The organism is Algoriphagus litoralis (assembly GCF_003259255.1).
GTDB classification, from domain to species: Bacteria; Bacteroidota; Bacteroidia; order Cytophagales; family Cyclobacteriaceae; genus Algoriphagus; species Algoriphagus litoralis.
This window is the reverse complement of sequence record NZ_QGOL01000006.1, coordinates 192,956-211,209: the sequence shown is the minus strand read 5'-3', so window position 1 is coordinate 211,209 and position 18,254 is coordinate 192,956. Positions and strand designations below refer to the sequence as shown.

Below are 18,254 nucleotides of genomic sequence, written 5' to 3'. Positions count from 1 at the left end.
AGCTTTTGGATGAATTGATCCTGTAGTATTTAAAGGGTGAAATAGTTTTTACCCTGCGGATTCAAAAGCTTTTTTGAGCCAAGAAATGACTTCGGAATTGATTTGTTCTTCATGATTGATCACGATTTTGTGACTGCACATCGCATTGGATTTTGTTTCTGATTCCAAAATTCCCTGAGGAGCTTGACCTTTCAGGTTGATTCCGATTTCGAAGCGGGTTTTGGTGACTGGAGAAAGTAGCGCAAATTGTTTTTTTCGCTTCACGCTTACATAGGAGATCTTTGGCGCAAATTCTACATCGCTTCCAAAAGCTGCGATTTCAGTAGTCAGTTTTTGATAAATTGGCCAAAACTGCTCCTTTCCTTTGTATTGTTTTTGGACCAACTCTTCCTGATTATCAGCCGATCCTGCATCGGATTTCAGGGTTTTATGAGCGACAAGATTTGCAAAACCATGTGTGAATCCATGATTTTCTTTGAGGTGTTTTAGGATTTCACCGTGTTTTTGAAAGTTCTCCTTTCTTAGGAGAGTAACCCACTCATCCAGGCTTTTGCCTGTATTTTTGTGGAGATTATCGAGCATAGTTTGTTCTGCTTGTTCCATGGGGCTTGGGTTTATGTTTCGATTTCCACCAGTAACGGGAAGTGATCTGAGGCAGTATATAATTGATTCTTCACAGATTGAATCGCCGGATCATCCTTTTCCAATGTTGGATTCCAGACTTTTCCATTGATTAATTTAAGACCTTGACTGATCAAAATATGATCGATCAACACGTTGAAAATATCTCCGGTAATTCTGTCCCGGAACTTGCCTGAATAGGGAGTCCAGCCATAGGAATTGAGTTTGGGTTTGACCAAAGCCGGTTTCAGAATCCATTCAGGTTTCCAGACTGAGCCGAGCAAAAGTTCGACAGCACTTTTGGAAAATCGATTTTCATAAAAATCCAGTTCGAAACCGTCGTTGATATCACCCATGACGATGACTTGCTGGCCTTTGGCCAAATACTGATCGCATCGCTCCCTGATATGCATGCATTCCCCGAACAGCCTCAATCGGTCTCGTTGCGATAGCTGCTCAAAGCGGGCATAATCCACTTTGTCAAAGATTCCCTTGGACTTAGTATGTGCGATGATGACTCGCGAAATCAACCTGTCATCCAAACCCAAAATACTTAATTCTAATGGGGGACGGTAGTGCTTGTACTGCTCCTTGATCATCCGGTTGGTAGTATCCATCAAAAAGGGCTCATTGAACCTTTCCCCATCTTTCATTTCTGGAGTAAAAAGCACCTTAAGCTTGGATGAATCGTAGAGGGCACAGAGTTCCTGCTGACCTGAAGAAGGGAAGCCATGAATTCCTTTGAGGGTATTTCCGGGGAGGAAATGATTGGCCCAGTTTTCAAGTTGGCCAGAAGCGGTTTTCGTACCGTTTACCAAGGTGTCCGGACCCTCTACAATACCGAGGAAATCACAGTTCATGGCGGCGATTACCTCTGCCAGTTTTTTGCTCCGGACTCCTTCAGCACCCGTCGTTTTGGGACTTCCGTCTGTTTCAAATAAATCCCGCATCCACTCGACATTGTACACTCCGATTCGTAAGATCATGGCCCTAACGTTTAGACTTTGATGTAAATTTTTCGCTTGTCCATCCAGAATCCAATCAGCCATATCAGCAGCATGTAGCAGATTGCAAATAGGAAAGAGGCGTTTTTCGGACTCAACCAGCTGGTAAACAGGGTAGAATAGATTTGGTCTCTGAGGGAACTTTCCCCAAGCGGTATCATGGATAGAATTGAAATCACCACGCCTGAGAGGACATAGAGAATCAACGGATTTCTCCCAAAAGCCTGGAAAAAGTAAGTCCAGCCCGTAAGTTTCTTGATTTCAACGAAGAAAATAAGTCCCCCTAAAATCAACAAATCCCAGCCTACCGTCAAGGTCACATAAGGGCTGGTCCAGATTTTCTTATTAATCGGGAAAGCTAAATCCCATAAATAGCTGACCGCAATGAGAACAATACCAGTGATCAAGAGGGTTTGAACTGTCGAAGTCGTATTTCCTTTTCGCTGGATCATTTTTCCGGCCAGATAGCCCGCTATGACATTGACGATGGAGGTGAGCGTACTTAGTATTCCCTCGGGATCAAAAGGTAACCCTTCGCCCATGTACATTCTGCTTTCTCCGATCAGAATTTTATCAAGCTTGATTGCTGCATTACCAGTCAGGCTGTAAGGATCTCCCGCATCTCCAAAAAAATACATAATGGGCCAATACGCCAACAAGGCTACTGCGCTGAATATCCAGCCTAGTTTTTCACCGCCCCAGTACAGAATCAAAGCTGCAAAAAGGTAACAGAGGGCTATTCGCTGAAGAACGCCCACTAGTCTGACTTCGGTCAAATCGATAAATACCAGCTCTCCCGCTTCATTGTAATCGAAAAATGGAAAGGCGTTTAGTAACCAGCCAATCAAAAAAATCAGAAAAGTCCGCTTGAAAACTTTTCCATAAAACTGGGCTTTGGGAATCTCCTGAAGTCGCTTCATTGCGAAGCTCATGGCATTGCCAACTACAAATAAAAAGGTCGGAAAAACCAGATCTGTCGGAGTAAACCCATGCCAATCTGCATGGGCCAAAGGACCGTAAAGGTCTCTCCAGCTGCCGGGAGTATTGACGATAATCATAAATGCAATCGTCATCCCGCGGAGGACATCCAGAGCAAGATAGCGGTTGCTCAAAACCTTGGCTTGTGAATCAATGGTCATAGGTGGTTTTTGGGTGGAAATGAATCAACCGAAGATAAAAGTTTATTGGAAAATATTGGCTAATTAATCCAGTGGCGAGGTAGATTTTGTAAGTTTAATTACCAGAATTCAGAATTTTATTTGTCTACAATCTTAATTTTCCGCTTTTACAAGACCATTCAATCGGATTCCTGAATGCAAGTGTCGCGGTATTTCAAGTGTTAAGAATGGCAAACTTTTCTGGTTCAAAACATCATCTTGTATCTTCAAGCTTCGATCGAATTGTAAACCCTATGAAAAAAGTATTTTCAATTCTCCTCTTGCTCACGCTGCATTCAACAGAGGTGAGGGCTCAGGTGAGCGCCGCTTGGGAATTGCTGGAGAATCGCTTTGGGAATCCGGAGTTTCATCGTGCCAGGTTGATCTTGAAAAATGAAAGCTCAACAGCAATTCAATCAGGCTGGAAGCTGTATTTCAACTCTATTTTCATTTCTATCAATGCAACGTCAAAGACACCTCCATTTCGGATCAAACATTTGCAGGGTGACTTTTTTGTCTTAGAAAGCGAAGAAAATTCTCCGACAATACCCGCAGGTGAAGAAATCTCCATCGAGTATCAATCCCAGGGACCTTTCTTGAAAAATTCCTATGCTCCTGAAGGCCTAATTTTTTTGGACTCTGAGGGAAATCACTTTGAAATCACTGACTACAACGTCCAATCCATCCCTGTGAGTCAGCTCGCTGAAATGGCAGCACCTACGCCGCTTCCGGTTCCTACATTAGAGCGGATTTATCAGCAAAATGAAGGAATAAGCTTACTTCCGGAAAATCAATTGCCGCCCTATCTCCCCAGTCCCAAATCTTGGAAATACACAGGTGAGACTTTGAAAATCAAACATGCAGGCTTGGCGGTGGTTGGTGCCTCTGAGTTTGCTGAAGCGTCCCAATACCTTCTTTTGGCAATTAGAAACGGATACAAACCCACAGTCAATAAAGCTGAACCTCCAATCAATATCCGTATAATTAAGAATCTGGAATTACCTGAAGAGGGATACGGAATTTCCATTTCAGGAAGAAAAGTAGTGATCTCGGCTTCTTCTCCCAAAGGAGCTCTTTATGGGGTTCAGTCCTTTTTGGCGATGATGCCGCCTACGTTTTCTGCCAAAACGAGCGATGAATTTATCCTGCCCCAGGTCGAAATCACAGATGAGCCAGCTTATAGTTACCGTGGTTTTTTCCTCGATGTAGCCCGCAATTTTCAACCCAAAGCCCAAATCCTGAAGTTGCTGGATCTGATGGCTTTCTACAAACTCAATGTGTTCCACTTAAACTTGGCCAATGATGAAGGTTGGAGGCTTGAAATTCCAGATTTGCCGGAGTTGACCGACTTTGGATCGAAGCGTGGTTTTTCGGTCGGTGAATCAGAGTTTCTTTGGCCATATTACGCTTCAGGAGCTGATTCTGGAAAAAGTCCTGCTGGTACGGGATATTATTCAGTTGCTGATTTTCAGGAGATTTTAGCTTATGCAAAAGCCAGAAATATTGAAGTGATTCCGGAGTTGGGAGTTCCGGCACATTCCCGGGCAGCTATTTTGGCGATGGAAAAGCGTTTTGAAAAACTCTCCAAGGCAGGAAAAACCTCCGAAGCGATTCAATACAGATTAGCTGATCCTGAAGATCAAAGTCGCTACCTCTCCGCCCAAAATTTCCGGGGAAATACAGTCTGTGTCTGTCAGGAATCGACTTATGCATTTTATGAAAAGTTGATTACCGAAGTAAAAAGGATATATCAATCCGCTGGAGTGGAATTGAAACACTGGCATACAGGAGGCGATGAAGTTCCTCGGGGAGTCTGGACCGAATCTCCGATTTGTACTGACTTTTTGGCTAAAAATCCTGAAATCAAATTGGAAGACCTCAATGATTACTTTCGAAGTCGAACAGCCGAAATCCTGAAGAAAAATGGATTGGAAATGGGAGGCTGGGAAGAAATAGGACAAACTCATCAAGGGAATGAAGTAGCGCCAAATCTCAAATTTGCCCAAGAAAACTGGAGGCTTTATGCTTGGAATGCAGTTGCCGGTTGGGGAGGGGAGGACATGGCATACAAACTGGCCAATGCCGGCTATCCAGTCGTGATCTGTTCCAGCGCCAACTTCTATTTTGACCTGGCCTACGACTGGGACCCTGACGAACGCGGGCATACCTGGAGCGGAGTGACGGATATGTACCAGGCCTGGAAGACGGTGCCAGGTAAATTGTACCTCTCACACGATCAAACCATCGAAGGCAAAGAGTGGGATTGGGCTGAGGTTCAAAAGAACTTTACCAAACTTACTCCAGAGGGAAAGAAAAACATCATTGGCGTTTCTGGGCAGTTGTGGACTGAAACGGTCAAAAGCCCTGAAATGCTGGAGTATTACCTTTTTCCAAAAATGCTGGGCTACATCGAGCGGGCATGGGTTGGAGACCCTTCGTGGTCTGCATTGGGTACTGAAGCGGAAATGAAATCGAAAAGACGTGAAGAATGGAATGTATTTGCCAATCTGGTGGGTCAGCGGGAAATCCCGAGATTGGAGTCGTTCTATGGTGAAGTTAATCAACGGATTCCCAAGCCCGGAATTAGCGTAAAAAATGGGCTAATCCACGCCAATGTGCAGACGCCTGGCCTGATTATCCGATATACTCAAGATGGCTCAATCCCCAATGAAAGCTCACCAGTTTATCAAAATGCCATTCCAAAAAAGGGAGATGAGAAGTTTCGTGTTTTTACTAAATCCGGCCGTGCTGGCCAAGTCGTTAGCTTGGACTAAAGGCCTTTAACCAGCGGTTTGTATTTCGTGAGTAGTGCCTCATTTTCGGCTTCTCCTACATCGGAGTTTGAGCTGCTAAAGATTTCGGGTTTGAATCCCCTTGAGATTAGAGTAGTAGCTGCCTGAACCATGATTGCTTGGAGTAAAGCCACGCCGATGACAGTGGAAGTAGCGCCAACTCTGGTTTCCAAGCCTGTCAATTGGATCGAGGCGTCTCCAATTTCTCCGAAATTGTCCAAATAGATATCACTGAGCTCATAGAGTTTCAAACCTGAAGAATGCCGTGACTTCACAGATCGGCTGTGGGATAAGTTGGTCAGACCGATCACTTTTGCGCCGGAGCTTTTTGCTAATTGGGCCATTTCGATGCTCACTGCATTTCTTCCAGAATTGGATGAAATGATGAACACATCGTTTGGGGTAATTTTAAATTCCTTCAAAAGTTGAGCGGCATAGCCTTCCTTTCGTTCCAATGCGGTGCTTCCGGAAGCATTCTGGTGAAGCATCAGTTCCGGGTCAAGAATCGGAATCACTCTGGCAAATCCTCCTGCCCGATAGAAAATCTCTTCAGCAATGAGGTGAGAATGTCCAGTTCCGCTTGCATAAATCCAGCCTTGGTTACTTAGCGAATCAGCGATTAGATTGGCAGCAAGTGTGATTTCTTTTTCTTGTTGAAAAGCTTGTTGAAGCTTTTTCTCGATTCCATCTTGATAAAGTTTGAAGGCTGGCTTATTCATGGTTTCATGGAGGGATTTTTCCAAAAAATCAATTTAAAATGATTTCATCCACAAAAACCCATCCCTTGGCTCCAGCTCCAGGATGCCAGGAAGGAAGTTTGGAGATCGGCTTGAGGCGGATTTTGAGCTTATCAAATTCCGATTTTGGCAAATCATAGCTCAACACTCCAAATCTTACTTCCTCAAGTTTGGTGGATGAGAGGGTGGGAGTTTCTGGCATTTTTTGCCATCCTGCCTGATTGCCTGTCCAGATTTCTACACTTTCCGGTGGAAAAATGTAGGCACTTTCATTCAGCAGTAAACTTAAATCCAGGGTTTGTGGTGAGGACTTCTCATCCAAATAAAGCTCGATTTCCAAGGCAGTATCCGTGAAGCCCAGCCATTCGCCGGACGTGTGGTTGGTTTTTCCTTTGACTCCGTCAAAAAGGGTAGTGGCGCCATTGGCAGCATATCGGGTATGTGGCTCAAATGCCAACTTGTAGGATTTGGGTTTGATCCCCTCCCTAAATACCAAAGCATAGGCTGTCGGACTTCCGATCCAGTCTTTTGCAAAGGCCTTGGTGCGAATTTGCGCAGTCTTTTTGATCCAGATCGGACCGGAATAGACAGGACTACTCACGCTGTCCGGATCGGAACCATTCAGTGTATATCGAATCTCCGCAGTTCGGATCGGATGCGTAATGATCAATTGAGAGGAATCTCTGAACAGCCCCGTCTCGAAGTCGATTTTTGGTGCATTGAGCGCGTAGATCACCCCTTTTCCATCAAATCCAAAGTCAATTTTTGTCTCAGGCAGGGCTTTTCTGAGTGCTTCTTGGTCGGTTTGATTCAAGCCAGAGTTCCATAGAAATAGCCGCTTCACCTGCTTTAGCTTAGCCAAGGTGGCTACCGCTTCTGACTTGAATTGATTGCCTGAAAGGGCAAGATTTCTCAAGTTTCTCAGTTTTTCCAGACTTGAGAGCTGATTTGGAGAAATTCCCGTGGTATTAAGTTGCAGCTCTTCCAGATTTGGGAAATCCCCAAGGAAACCCAGATCCACATCGGCCAAAGGCATCCGATTAAGATTAATCCGGACCACTTGTTCACTTACTTTTTTGAGATCCTTGAGCGAGGCGGGATCAAAGGTAGAAATCCCGTAATAGGCCACCTCCAATGCCGGAGAGCCCGGAAATACTGGATTTACCTTTCGAAAAAAGTTATTGAGATCCTGTATGTCCGATTCGGCGGCTGGTTCGAAGCCATAGCTTTTCTGTGTGGTAAACTTATTGGATGCAAGTTGGAAAAGCGGTTCTTCGGCTGTTAAGTCGCTGACTTTTTGATCAAATGATGCTCCGGCTGCTACCCAAAGCTCCAGGATTTCGATTTCTTCTTCGGTCAGCTGTGCTTTGTTTTTAGGCGGCATGTGTTCTTTCTCCTCCATAGGCAGATTGATCCGTTGGATGAGGAGGGATTTGTCCAAGTCTCCGGGGATCACAAAGGGGCCGTTTTTTCCGCCTTTTTGTAAGCCGGCAAGTTGATCCATTCGGAGTTCCCCTTTGATTTTTCCTTCCTTATGACACGCAATGCATTTGGATTCCAATATCGGCTGGACCAAATGCTCAAAAAGCTCTGCTTCTTCCAGAGTGACCAGCTCGATCTCCTCTGACCGGATGGGGGCCAATAGGAAATCATCTCCGTGGGTCAGATTAGCTCCAAAATGTCCAGTAAGAATAATCGAAACGGCTAGGGTAGCGGAGGTAGTCCGCAGAAATAGGGATGACTTTTCCCTGAAAAAATAAATCAAAACTGAAAGTAAAAGAGATCCAACTCCCAGCCATTGGTGCCACACCAAGGCATCTCCGTCGTAGTCTTCATTTGCCAAAATCAAACCTGCTACGACGGTGATTCCAGTCAAATTTGCTCCAAATAATAAAATCTGAGCACCAATTTTCTTCAGCTTTTCATCTGAAACCCACAAAAAGCCTACAGCCATGAGCAAAAGAACAATCGGAAAATGCAGAAGCAGCGGGTGAGTTCTCCCCAAGACTTGAAGGAAGGCAGGAATTTCCAGACGGTCTCCTGCCAGACTTAGGACTAGCGCTAGCCCCAGCCAGAAAAACAGGAAATTCTCAAGAATCGGAATGATCCGGGATACTTTGGACATAAGAGGAAATTAAGCGATCAGGTCTTTGACTACTTTGCCATGCACATCGGTGAGCCGGTACCTTCTTCCGAGGTGTTTGTAGGTAAGTTTTTCGTGGTCTATACCCATCAGATGCATGACCGTAGCCTGAAAATCGTGAACGTGCACGGGATTCTCAGTGATGTTGTATCCAAAGTCATCGGTCTCACCGTAGACCATGCCTGACTTCACTCCACCGCCTGCCATGAAAATGGAAAATGCTCTCGGATGGTGATCTCTGCCATAGTTTTCAGGTTGGATTTTGCCCTGGCAGTAGTTAGTCCGGCCAAATTCCCCGCCCCAGATAATCAGTGTCTCATCCAAAAGTCCTCGCTGCTTCAGGTCTGTAATCAAGCCGGCAGTGGCCTGATCCACGTCTTTGGCTTGGCCAATCATCTGATTGGGTAAGTTATCATGTGCGTCCCATCCCTGATGATAGAGTTGAACAAATCGAACCCCATTTTCGGACAGTTTTCGTGCTAATAGGCAGTTGGCAGCATACGTTCCCGGCACCAGACAGTCCGGGCCATAGAGTTTGATGATGCTGTCGGGTTCTTTGGAAGTATCGGTGATCTCCGGCACAGCCGTCTGCATACGGTAAGCCATTTCGTACTGTTGCACTTTGGCAGTAATCTGGGGATCGTTGAATTCCTGGTAGTTGATCTCATTCAGCGCAGCGATCTGATCGATCATTTTGCGGCGCTGGTCTCGGCTCATTCCATTTGGATCTTTGAGATAAAGGACGGGATCCTCTGAGTTGGAGAATTGAACGCCTTGATGGGTTGCATCTAAGAATCCATTACTCCAAAGCTTGGAATAGACACCCTGTCCATTTCCTTTTCCCCGGCTTAGTAAAACGCAGAAGGCAGGAAGGTTCGCGTTTTCACTTCCCAATCCATAGCTCAGCCAAGAACCCATGCTGGGGCGATTTCCTACCTGGGCACCAGTTTGGAAAAAGGTCAAAGCAGGATCGTGGTTGATCGCCTCGGTATGCATCGATTTGACGATCAAGAGGTCGTCTACTACGCTGGAGATGTGCGGGAAAAGTGAGGAAATCCAGGCCCGACTTTCTCCGTATTGATTGAAACCAAAATAGGAACCAACCAGCGGAAATGAACTCTGTCCAGCCGTCATTCCCGTGAGGCGCTGGCCTGCACGGATTGAATCAGGAAGTTCCTGTCCAAAGTTTTTGGTCAACAGCGGCTTGTAATCGAAAGTCTCTAGCTGTGAAGGAGCTCCGTTTTGAAACAAGTAAATGATTCGTTTTGCTTTTGGGGCAAAGTGCGGCAAGGCACGCATCAGTCCGTCTTCCGCTTCTTGTTTTCCAGTAAACAGATCCGGAATCAGAAGTGATCCCAAAGCAACACTGCCAATTCCTAAGCTCAGTCGGGAGAGAAACTTCCTTCTGTTGTGATTCAAGCCCTGCTCTAATAATTCCTTTTCCATCTCAGCTTTTGGTTATGGTTTCTTCCAGATTGTAGATACTCACGATGACTTGCATCAGTGCAGCATTCTCTGGTGTGATTGCTCTTTCGTTCATCGGGTATTCGCCCACATCGAGGGCTTGTTTTGCTTTTTCCGGATCGCTTTGAAATGCCTCCAATTCACTTTGGTAGAACTCCACCAGAATATCCAGCTCTTTGGACTTTATTTCCCTACAGACAATCCGCTTAAAAGCTTCTGAAATCGCGGTCTCTTCATCTTGGAAGTTTTCCGAAAGCTTGGTTGCCAAAACTCGTGAGGCTTCCAATACCATCGGATCATTCATCATCACCAGGGCCTGAAGCGGGGTGTTGGTTCGGTTTCGCCCAATTTCACAACGATCTCTATTGCTGGAATCAAAAATGATCGCTTTTGGAGGTGGTACGGTGAGTTTGATGAAATTATAGATTCCCCTTCGGTAAAGCTTGTCTCCTTTGTCCTGGACATAGGTAGCCAATACCCCACGGCCCGAAGTAGCTGCTTCCCAAAGTCCGGAAGGTTGATAAGGCTTCACGCTTGGTCCGCCAATTTCACCATGCAGAAGTCCGCTGCTGGCCAAAACCAGATCTTGGATATGTTCTGCTGGAAGTCTCAAGCGAGGCGCACGGGCTAAATAGAGGTTATCAGGATCTAGCGCTAGGTGTTCATTAGAGATCACTGCAGATTGTCGGTATGTGGCTGAAAGCATGATTTGCTTGATCAGGCGCTTGATATCCCATCCATTTTCCATAAAATCCACTGCTAGCCAATCCAGCAACTCAGGATGGGTCGGTAAATCTCCCTGCATCCCAAAGTCTCCTGCCGATTTCACTATTCCTTTGCCGAAGATTTCCTGCCAGATCAAGTTGACAAAAACACGTGAGGTCAAGGGATTGTCCCGATTGGTTGCCCATTTGGCTAAACCAAGCCGGTTTTGTTCCATGTCTTTGGGGAATTCCAAAATCGAAGCTGGCGTAGAGGCTTCTACCGGAATAGTCGGTGCATCATAGACTCCCCGATCCAGAATGAAGGTAGTTCGCTTTTCGTCCAGTTCGCCCATTACTGAAACACTGAGTTTGGTAGTGTCGGAATGGTTGATGAAACTCATGATTCCATCAAGATCATCCCGCTCGATCCAAAGAATAGGCGTTTTGGCTGGTTTGGATACGCTCACATCACCTTCAAAACCCTTTTCCTGGGAATTGTTGAAGAAAGCGAACAGTTCAAAATATTCTTTTTGGGAAAACGGATCATACTTATGGTCGTGGCACTGCGCACATTCCATCGTGATCCCAAGGATACTTTTGCTGAAGGTATTTGTCTTGTCCAGCACATATTCGATCCGGTATTCTTCTTCGATTATTCCTCCCTCTTCTGTGTATTTATGATTCCTGTTGAAAGCCGTGGCCAAAATCTGCTCTTTGGTTGGATTGGGTAGCAGGTCACCAGCTAGCTGCCAAGTCAGGAATTGGTCATAAGGAAGATTATTGTTCAAGGCATGAATCACCCAATCCCGATAGGGCCATTGGGTCCGGATATTGTCATCCTGATAGCCATAGCTGTCAGAATATCGGGAAATGTCCATCCAAAGCACAGCCAGTTTCTCTCCATAAGAAGGTTGCGAGAGCAATTCATCCAAAAGCTTTTCGTAGGTGTTTTCACCTGAGAAATCTGCGTATTTATCCAAAATAGCAGGAGAAGGTGGCAGCCCGGTTAAGTCCAAACTTGCCCGCTTGATCAGTTCATGCGGCTTGGCCTCAGGATTTGGGGCCAGTTTTTTGGATTGCATTTTCTTATAGGTAAATGCATCGATTTCATTAACCCCCCAGTCAACTTGGGACACGGTTGGTTTTTCCACTTTGAGAAAAGCCCAATGCGGCTCGTAGGTCGCGCCTTGTTCTATCCAGCGCTTAATCAACTCAATTTCTTCGGGACTCAAGGTGAGATTGGATTCAGGAGGAGGCATGATTTCTCCCGGATCAGTAGAGACGATTCTGTGATACACCTCGGATTTGTCCAGGTTGCCAGAGACAAGTGCAAATTTTCCAGGGCTTTCCTTTAATGCCTTAAATGCCCCTTCTTCCGTATCAAGTCGCAAATCTGCTTCCCGCTTATTCGCATCCGGTCCATGACAGGCGAAGCATTTGTCTGATAGAATCGGACGAATATGGAAATTGTAGCTGATTTGATCAGAGGTGGTCAGATCGACTTCATCCAACTGTTTGTTTTCACAACTCCAAAGAAATCCAGTCAACAGGAGTAAGGCAGGCAATCTGTGGAAGAGGTGTAAAGTAGGCATTTGGGTAGGAATTAAGTGTGAAAAAGTTACTGAAAAATTTTAAAAAAGGACCTTTTGTTCGCTAAAAAAAATCATCCATTTCAAGGGATACTTCAGGGTTAAGGAGAATAATTACATTAGACCTCCAAAAAGTCCTTATCTCATGGCAAGGCTTTTTTTTTGTTTCTTCCCAAAAGGAATGAATTTTTTGAGGAATGACTCGAAGATCTATGCCTCGTTAAAGATTCACCGGCGCTCTTGTAGTTTTGTTTCAGCTTTTGTTCATTCAAGCCAGATTTGGTGTCTAGTTCTACCTATACCTTTGTCGGGATTACCACTTGAAATCTATAATTACCGAATCTCTATTTCTTTCTACTAAGAAATAATACTTTCTACAGTTTTATTGTCAATACGAATACTACCAACTATTAGATGAAGTTATTTTTCACGTTTTTGACGTGCATGACTTTCATTTTCTATGGCTCAGCTCAAGTGAAGTCAGATGAAAATGAGTTTGCACGACAATTGGAATCCTATTTCCAGTTGACAGGTCAGCGGATTTTGGTTCTGGAAAAGGATCTTTCAGGGCTGAATTCTGCGGAGGGCCTGGTCCTTAAAAACCTCCCATCAGCACTGACCGAAAATACAGATTATGCTTTTTTCACATTCAGGGAAAAGTATGTGGTGATTTATCCCAAATTTTTAAGAGATAAGTACTACGATCGAGCAGATTCTCTGGAAAAGCACACCGAAAAGGCCATTTATGAGGTGAAAGGTCGTATCCGGGACAATGAAATGAAGACATTTATACCTGGAGGGCTTTTCTCGATTCCTCAACTCGAACTTGCTGCCTTGACGGATGAAAAAGGAGAGTTTTCAGTTCAAGTTCCGGAGGGAACCTACATTGGCTATTTCAGCTCAATGGGAAAGCAAACCGAACAAAAAATCATCAAAGTGTACCGAGATCAGGAACTTGATGTAACCTTATTTGAATCAGTGAGCGAACTGGACTTGGTTACAGTGACAGATCGAGCTATCGATGCCAATGTCATGAGTACGCTGCCAGGAGCTACCCGTATTCCAATGGAAGAGCTGAAACTTCTCCCTCCTCTGCTTGGTGAAGTAGATGTGGTGAAAAGCATGCTGCTTTTACCTGGGGTGTCTACAGTGGGGGAAGGCGCTTCTGGATTTAATGTCCGGGGAGGAGGAGTGGATCAAAACCTGATTCTGATGGATGGAGCTCCGGTGTTCAATCCTTCCCACATGTTCGGTTTTTTCAGCATCTTCAATCAAGATGCCATCAATGACGCGACGCTTTACAAGGGTGATATACCTGCTCAATATGGAGGACGATTAAGTTCGGTATTAGATATTAAAACCCAATCCGGAGACACTGAGGACTGGTATCTGAATGGTGGGATTGGCTTCCTGTCCAGTCGCTTAGGGATAAACGGTCCGATCACTGATAAAACCCAGATCATGGCTACCGTAAGGGCAGCCTATCCTACATGGATTCTGAGACGGATTCCCAATACTGGAATCAATGAAAGTGCGACTAATTTTCAAGATGCCAACCTCAGGCTTGACCATCGGATCAATGATAGGAATAGCCTTTTGATCAGTGCTTACACCAGCTCGGATTATTTCAGGTTTGGTGCAGATACCGCGTATTCTTGGCAGACCAATTTGGCCAGTTTGAAATGGAAGGCTTATTGGGGGGATTTTTTTGGCAGTGAAACCAACCTGAGCTATTCGAGCTACCGATATTCAGTTTTTGGCGAAGCAAGTCCGCTGGAATTCAAATTACGCTCTTCGATCGATTTTTTGGGAATTCAGCAGCAGTTTGAATGGTCCGGAGAAAAGCTGGAGGGTTTACAGTTTGGGTTCCAGGTGAATTCCTATCAAATGGGCATGGGAGATCTAATTCCCAATTCGGAAGAATCCTTGATTGAACCAGTGGCGATCCAGGATGAAAGAGGTATCGAAAGTGCCGTGTATTTTCAGGTGCCTTGGAAACTATCCGATAAATTACAAGGACAACTAGGCTTGAGGTATTCCCGCTTTTTTGCCCTGGGCGAAAGACAGGTATACGAATATGAAGAAGGAGTGCCAATGGAACTGGAGTCAATCCGTGATACGACCTTTTATCAATCGGGAGAGCTGATTAAATCATATGGAGGATTTGAGCCTAGATTGACAGTACGTTATGCCATTTCAGAGGACTTTTCGGTCAAAGGTTCCATCAACCGAAGCTTACAATATTTGCACTTATTGACCAATAATTTTGCCTCTGCACCTGTAGACCTTTGGAAGCTCAGTGATGGGTTTATTGGTCCTCAGGAGGCTTGGCAGTATGCATTGGGTTTTTATAAGAACATGAATCAGAACAAGATCGAAACCTCCGTGGAGGTGTATTACAAAGACATGCCGAGTATTGTAGAATACCTAGACGGAGCCCAGTTATTCCTGAATCCCACCCTGGAAACAGATTTGGTGATGGGTTCTGGATATGCCTATGGTTCGGAATTTTTGATCAAAAAGAATTCAGGGAAAATCAACGGCTGGGTATCCTACACCTTTAGTAGGACGCTTAGGAAAGTAGAAACCCAACTTGGTGATGCCGTCAATCAGGGAGAGTATTTCCCTGCTAACTGGGATCAGCCTCACGACATTACAGTCGTGGCTTCTTGGCAGCCAGTCAGGAGAATTTCTTTCAATGCAACATTTAATTACAGAACCGGTCGACCTATCACGCTACCCAGTGGCATCTATGACATCGGCGGAAATATCGTAATTGACTATCAGGAGCGCAATCAAGCCAGAATCCCTGATTACCATCGGTTGGACATGGGGATGACTTACTATTTTTATCAGCGTAAAAACAGCAATTACAAAAGCTCCATCAGTCTTTCATTTTATAACCTGTATGCGAGGCGAAATGCATTTTCTTGGTTCTTTCAGCCCTCTCCTGAGCAGGGGATACCGAAATCCTATCGACTGGCTGTAATTGGCACCGTAGTCCCTTCCCTCACGTATAATTTCTCCATTCGATGATCAATCATATTCAAAGGATAGTTTTGTGGGTAAGCTTTTTGGGTCTTGCCTCCTGTGTGGATGAAATTAATATTGCTTTAGAGGAGTCAAATCAGGCAATGGTCATCGAGGCATGGATAGGAAATAACCCTGAGGACACCTATGTCAAAGTCTATCAAACCAGTGCCTATATCTCGGGGGTCCTTAACCCTAATTTTGTCCCTGTACCCGTGAAGTCAGTAGTAATCGAACAAGGTGTCGGTGAGGATATTCTTTTCAGTCAAATAGAGCAAAATATTTTTCGTCAGTCTACCAGTTTTGATCCGGTATCGGGCAGAGACTATCGGTTGGTGGTGGAGACAGCTGATGGAGAAATATATGAGAGTAGCTGGGAAAAGATGCCGCCACTCGTCCAAATCGAAGATGTGGTAGGGCAGGCCTTTGAGAAACAAGTACTTATTGCCACCGGTCAAAGCCAATTTATTCAGACAAGAACTTTTGCCGATATCCAGGCGGTGATTTCAGATCCAGGGGAGGGAGAATTGGGCTATCTGATCGAATCTTCCGGCATCACTGAATTATATACCACAGCCAACATAGACAACTGTGCCTGCACCTGCTATGAGAATGTTCCAAATATTTTTGCAGGAATGAACGTAGTTTCCAATGAACCATTTCAGGGCCGGAGTTTTGGCTTGTCTTTGGGTGAAATATCACTGAGTACTCTGGGTAGATTTTTGGTAAACACAAAGGTCAAAACTGTCAATAAGTCCAGTTATGATTACCTCAATCAAATAGATGAACAGCAGCGTAACTCAGGGAGTATTTTTGATCCGGCACCTTCCCGCATCAAAGGAAATATTACAAAGAGAGGGGATGAGAACCAGCTGGTCCTGGGAAGTTTTTTTCTCTTTCAGGAAAGCTCCTATGAGAAGTTACTCTTTCGGACACAAATCCGAAGTGAGGCATTGGAGCTCAATCATTCGATTGAACCCTTGCCACCTGTAGAAGCATCATGCCTGGAAGTTTACTTAGACGCTACCACGATTAGACCGCCAGCATTTAGACAATGAAAATTACGCTAACATTCTTCTTTTCAATTTTCTTTTACTTTAATTCTTTCGGGCAGAACCAACAGCTGCCTGAAGTAGAGTTGGAAAATTTTGTCCTCGTCACCGATCAGGATATATACCTCTCGGGTGACAGGGTTTGGTTTGCAGCCAAACTATTGAAAAACCACAGCAGTTATCGATACAGCAAGTTGGCCTACATTCAGGTCTTGGATGGCGAGGGGAATACCATTCACCAGGAGAAGATGCTGCTCACTGGCGAAGACCTGATTTATGGTGATTTTTTTATCCCTGAGAATAGTGTCACCGGTGTTTTTTCCCTGCTGATTTATTCCAAATGGATGGCCAATTTTGAGGACTTTCCCATAGCCAAAAGAGAGTTTTTGGTGGCAAATTCCACAACTCCAAGAGCCCAAGGAAATCCAGCCCTATTTTGGGAAAAAGTCCCGTTTGAAAATGCCTCCATCAGCCTATTTCATACCTCTGATCGGGCTGAGGTGATCGAAATTCAAGATTCCAGGGGAAATACTCTTGAAGTTTTGGAGGCAGTACCTCCCCTTAAAAAAACGTTGTCGAGCATAAAGCCTGAATCAGGATATACCATTGTCTACAGGAATTCCAGTTTTCAAATTTCAGCGCAAAAATGGTTTTGGGATCCGTCTGATTTTACGTTGGTCACCAAAGAAATGCCTGGAAAAGGCCTCAAAATAGTCACACATACCGATTGGATGATTTTAGAAGAGCTAGGTGTCGATTCGACTCGGGTTGAGCTGGATAGACAAGTGTACGAAGCACTCAATTCATTCGATATTTCTGTCCTTGATCCCTCAGGAAAATTGCTGTGGACCTATCGGGTTCAAGTTCCGGCTAAAAGTCAGGGAGAGATTTCCATTACTTCCAAAGGTACTGTAGGAGAGGCGTTAGACTTAAATTTAGTGGACTTTTCGGAGCAATATCATGATGGCTTGGTCATGGCAAAGGAGCTCTCAGATCCTTTGATTTCTGATTTTGTCGCACTTTTAAATCACCCAAACTGGATCAATCTCACCAGCAAAACTGCTGATCCTGATTTAATTACAGCTTTGCATCAGCCAATAGAAGATCCTTTGCTGGTGAAAGACTACAGTCCAATGTTTGATTACAAGCCTTGGTCTATAGCCATGGATCAGCGTTTTAAAAGTGCGGTAAGCAAATCCGGCTTCTCCTATTTTTTACCGGATGTCCTGTTGGATCCACTGGTCAACCGACGATTGTATAAGGAGAATTTTGAAATAGCTGAAGAAGTAGTGGCGCTTCAATCTCCCTTTGAGGCCGACAAAGTATATCATATTGAGGATTACTTTGAGTTTCGGGACTTGGAGGCTTTTTTGAAAGAGGTGGTCCCTCAAGTAAGACTCAAGAAGTCCAAGGTTCAGGATTACAAAGAATTGTATATTGCCAATACAGACAATCAGGCAGTCAAATTCAATAAAAAGCCCTTGGTTTTAGTGGATTTTTACAAGGTACTTTCGCTGGAAGAATTTTGGAATTTGGACCTAGTCAGCGTGGATCGGATTGAATTGTACTACAACAAATCAACCGTTGAAACCACCAATCTTGGGGAAGCTGTTGGGGATGGTTTGATTGTAGTTTACACCAAAAACAACGAGTTTTTTCTTAAAAATAACCTAGGTAAGGATCGCTACTTTCTGGCTGATTTGAGTGTGCCAAGACGGCCGGATTTTACCAGAAGAGCAACCCAACAGATCAGTGGAAACGCCCTCCAATACCTAGACTCAGGCCTGTCTTTTTATCGGGGAAGAACACCCACCCATGAAATTAGATTTGATACGGCAGGGACATGGGTGATCGAGGCCTGGGTTTTTGGAAACTCATCTTTCGAAAAAGTCCAAAGAAGAGTGCAGATAGATCCTTGATGTTATTTTGAGGAAAGCAACTAAAATCAGACTTGAGTTCAG

At 44.6% G+C, this 18,254-nt stretch carries 11 protein-coding genes; 4 read left to right on the top strand and 7 right to left on the bottom strand.

Going from position 1 to position 18,254, the window contains the following annotated elements:
* Nucleotides 1-48 precede the first annotated feature (48 nt).
* From DK188_RS06635 to DK188_RS06625, 3 genes are read right to left on the bottom strand one after another with little or no spacing between them, the layout of a single operon-like run.
* Nucleotides 49-603: a DUF4287 domain-containing protein gene (locus DK188_RS06635; RefSeq protein WP_111670024.1), complete on the bottom strand. Its 555-nt coding sequence runs from the start codon at nt 601-603 to the stop codon at nt 49-51.
* Between the two features lie 11 nt (nt 604-614).
* A complete protein-coding gene (locus DK188_RS06630; protein ID WP_111670023.1) occupies nt 615-1,607 on the bottom strand; it encodes an endonuclease/exonuclease/phosphatase family protein in 993 nt (330 codons plus the stop codon).
* Between the two features lie 11 nt (nt 1,608-1,618).
* Nucleotides 1,619-2,764 (bottom strand): acyltransferase family protein, encoded by a 1,146-nt coding sequence (locus tag DK188_RS06625; RefSeq protein ID WP_111670022.1) that lies wholly within the window; start codon nt 2,762-2,764, stop codon nt 1,619-1,621.
* A 272-nt stretch (nt 2,765-3,036) separates the two neighbouring features.
* On the opposite strand from DK188_RS06625, the gene DK188_RS06620 reads away from it, so the two are divergent.
* On the top strand, nt 3,037-5,556 hold the full coding sequence (locus tag DK188_RS06620; protein ID WP_198672974.1) for a family 20 glycosylhydrolase: 2,520 nt from the start codon (nt 3,037-3,039) through the stop codon (nt 5,554-5,556).
* On the opposite strand, the gene DK188_RS06615 is transcribed toward DK188_RS06620, so the two are convergent.
* The 4 genes from DK188_RS06615 to DK188_RS06600 are packed head-to-tail and all read right to left on the bottom strand — an operon-like array spanning nt 5,553 to nt 12,214.
* Entirely contained in the window at nt 5,553-6,293 is a 741-nt protein-coding gene (locus tag DK188_RS06615; protein WP_111670209.1) for a sugar isomerase domain-containing protein, read from the bottom strand. The two genes, DK188_RS06620 and DK188_RS06615, sit on opposite strands and share 4 nt — an antisense overlap.
* A gap of 28 nt (nt 6,294-6,321) precedes the next feature.
* Complete coding sequence (locus DK188_RS06610) at nt 6,322-8,436, bottom strand: c-type cytochrome domain-containing protein (RefSeq protein ID WP_111670020.1); 2,115 nt, start codon at nt 8,434-8,436, stop codon at nt 6,322-6,324.
* A gap of 9 nt (nt 8,437-8,445) precedes the next feature.
* Entirely contained in the window at nt 8,446-9,900 is a 1,455-nt protein-coding gene (locus tag DK188_RS06605; RefSeq protein WP_111670019.1) for a DUF1501 domain-containing protein, read from the bottom strand.
* Nucleotide 9,901: 1 nt separating this feature from the next.
* The gene (locus DK188_RS06600; protein ID WP_111670018.1) at nt 9,902-12,214 is read right to left on the bottom strand and encodes a PSD1 and planctomycete cytochrome C domain-containing protein; all 2,313 of its coding nucleotides are present in this window, start codon (nt 12,212-12,214) and stop codon (nt 9,902-9,904) included.
* A 411-nt stretch (nt 12,215-12,625) separates the two neighbouring features.
* On the opposite strand from DK188_RS06600, the gene DK188_RS06595 reads away from it, so the two are divergent.
* The 3 genes from DK188_RS06595 to DK188_RS06585 are packed head-to-tail and all read left to right on the top strand — an operon-like array spanning nt 12,626 to nt 18,212.
* Nucleotides 12,626-15,247: a TonB-dependent receptor gene (locus DK188_RS06595; protein WP_111670017.1), complete on the top strand. Its 2,622-nt coding sequence runs from the start codon at nt 12,626-12,628 to the stop codon at nt 15,245-15,247.
* Nucleotides 15,244-16,299 carry a DUF4249 domain-containing protein gene (locus DK188_RS06590; RefSeq protein WP_111670016.1) on the top strand — a complete coding sequence of 352 codons (1,056 nt, stop codon included), beginning with the start codon at nt 15,244-15,246 and terminating at the stop codon, nt 16,297-16,299. Before DK188_RS06595 ends, DK188_RS06590 begins: the two co-directional genes overlap by 4 nt.
* On the top strand, nt 16,296-18,212 hold the full coding sequence (locus DK188_RS06585) for a hypothetical protein (protein ID WP_111670015.1): 1,917 nt from the start codon (nt 16,296-16,298) through the stop codon (nt 18,210-18,212). The genes DK188_RS06590 and DK188_RS06585 overlap by 4 nt, the downstream gene beginning before the upstream one ends.
* The last annotated feature ends 42 nt before the right edge of the window (nt 18,213-18,254 follow it).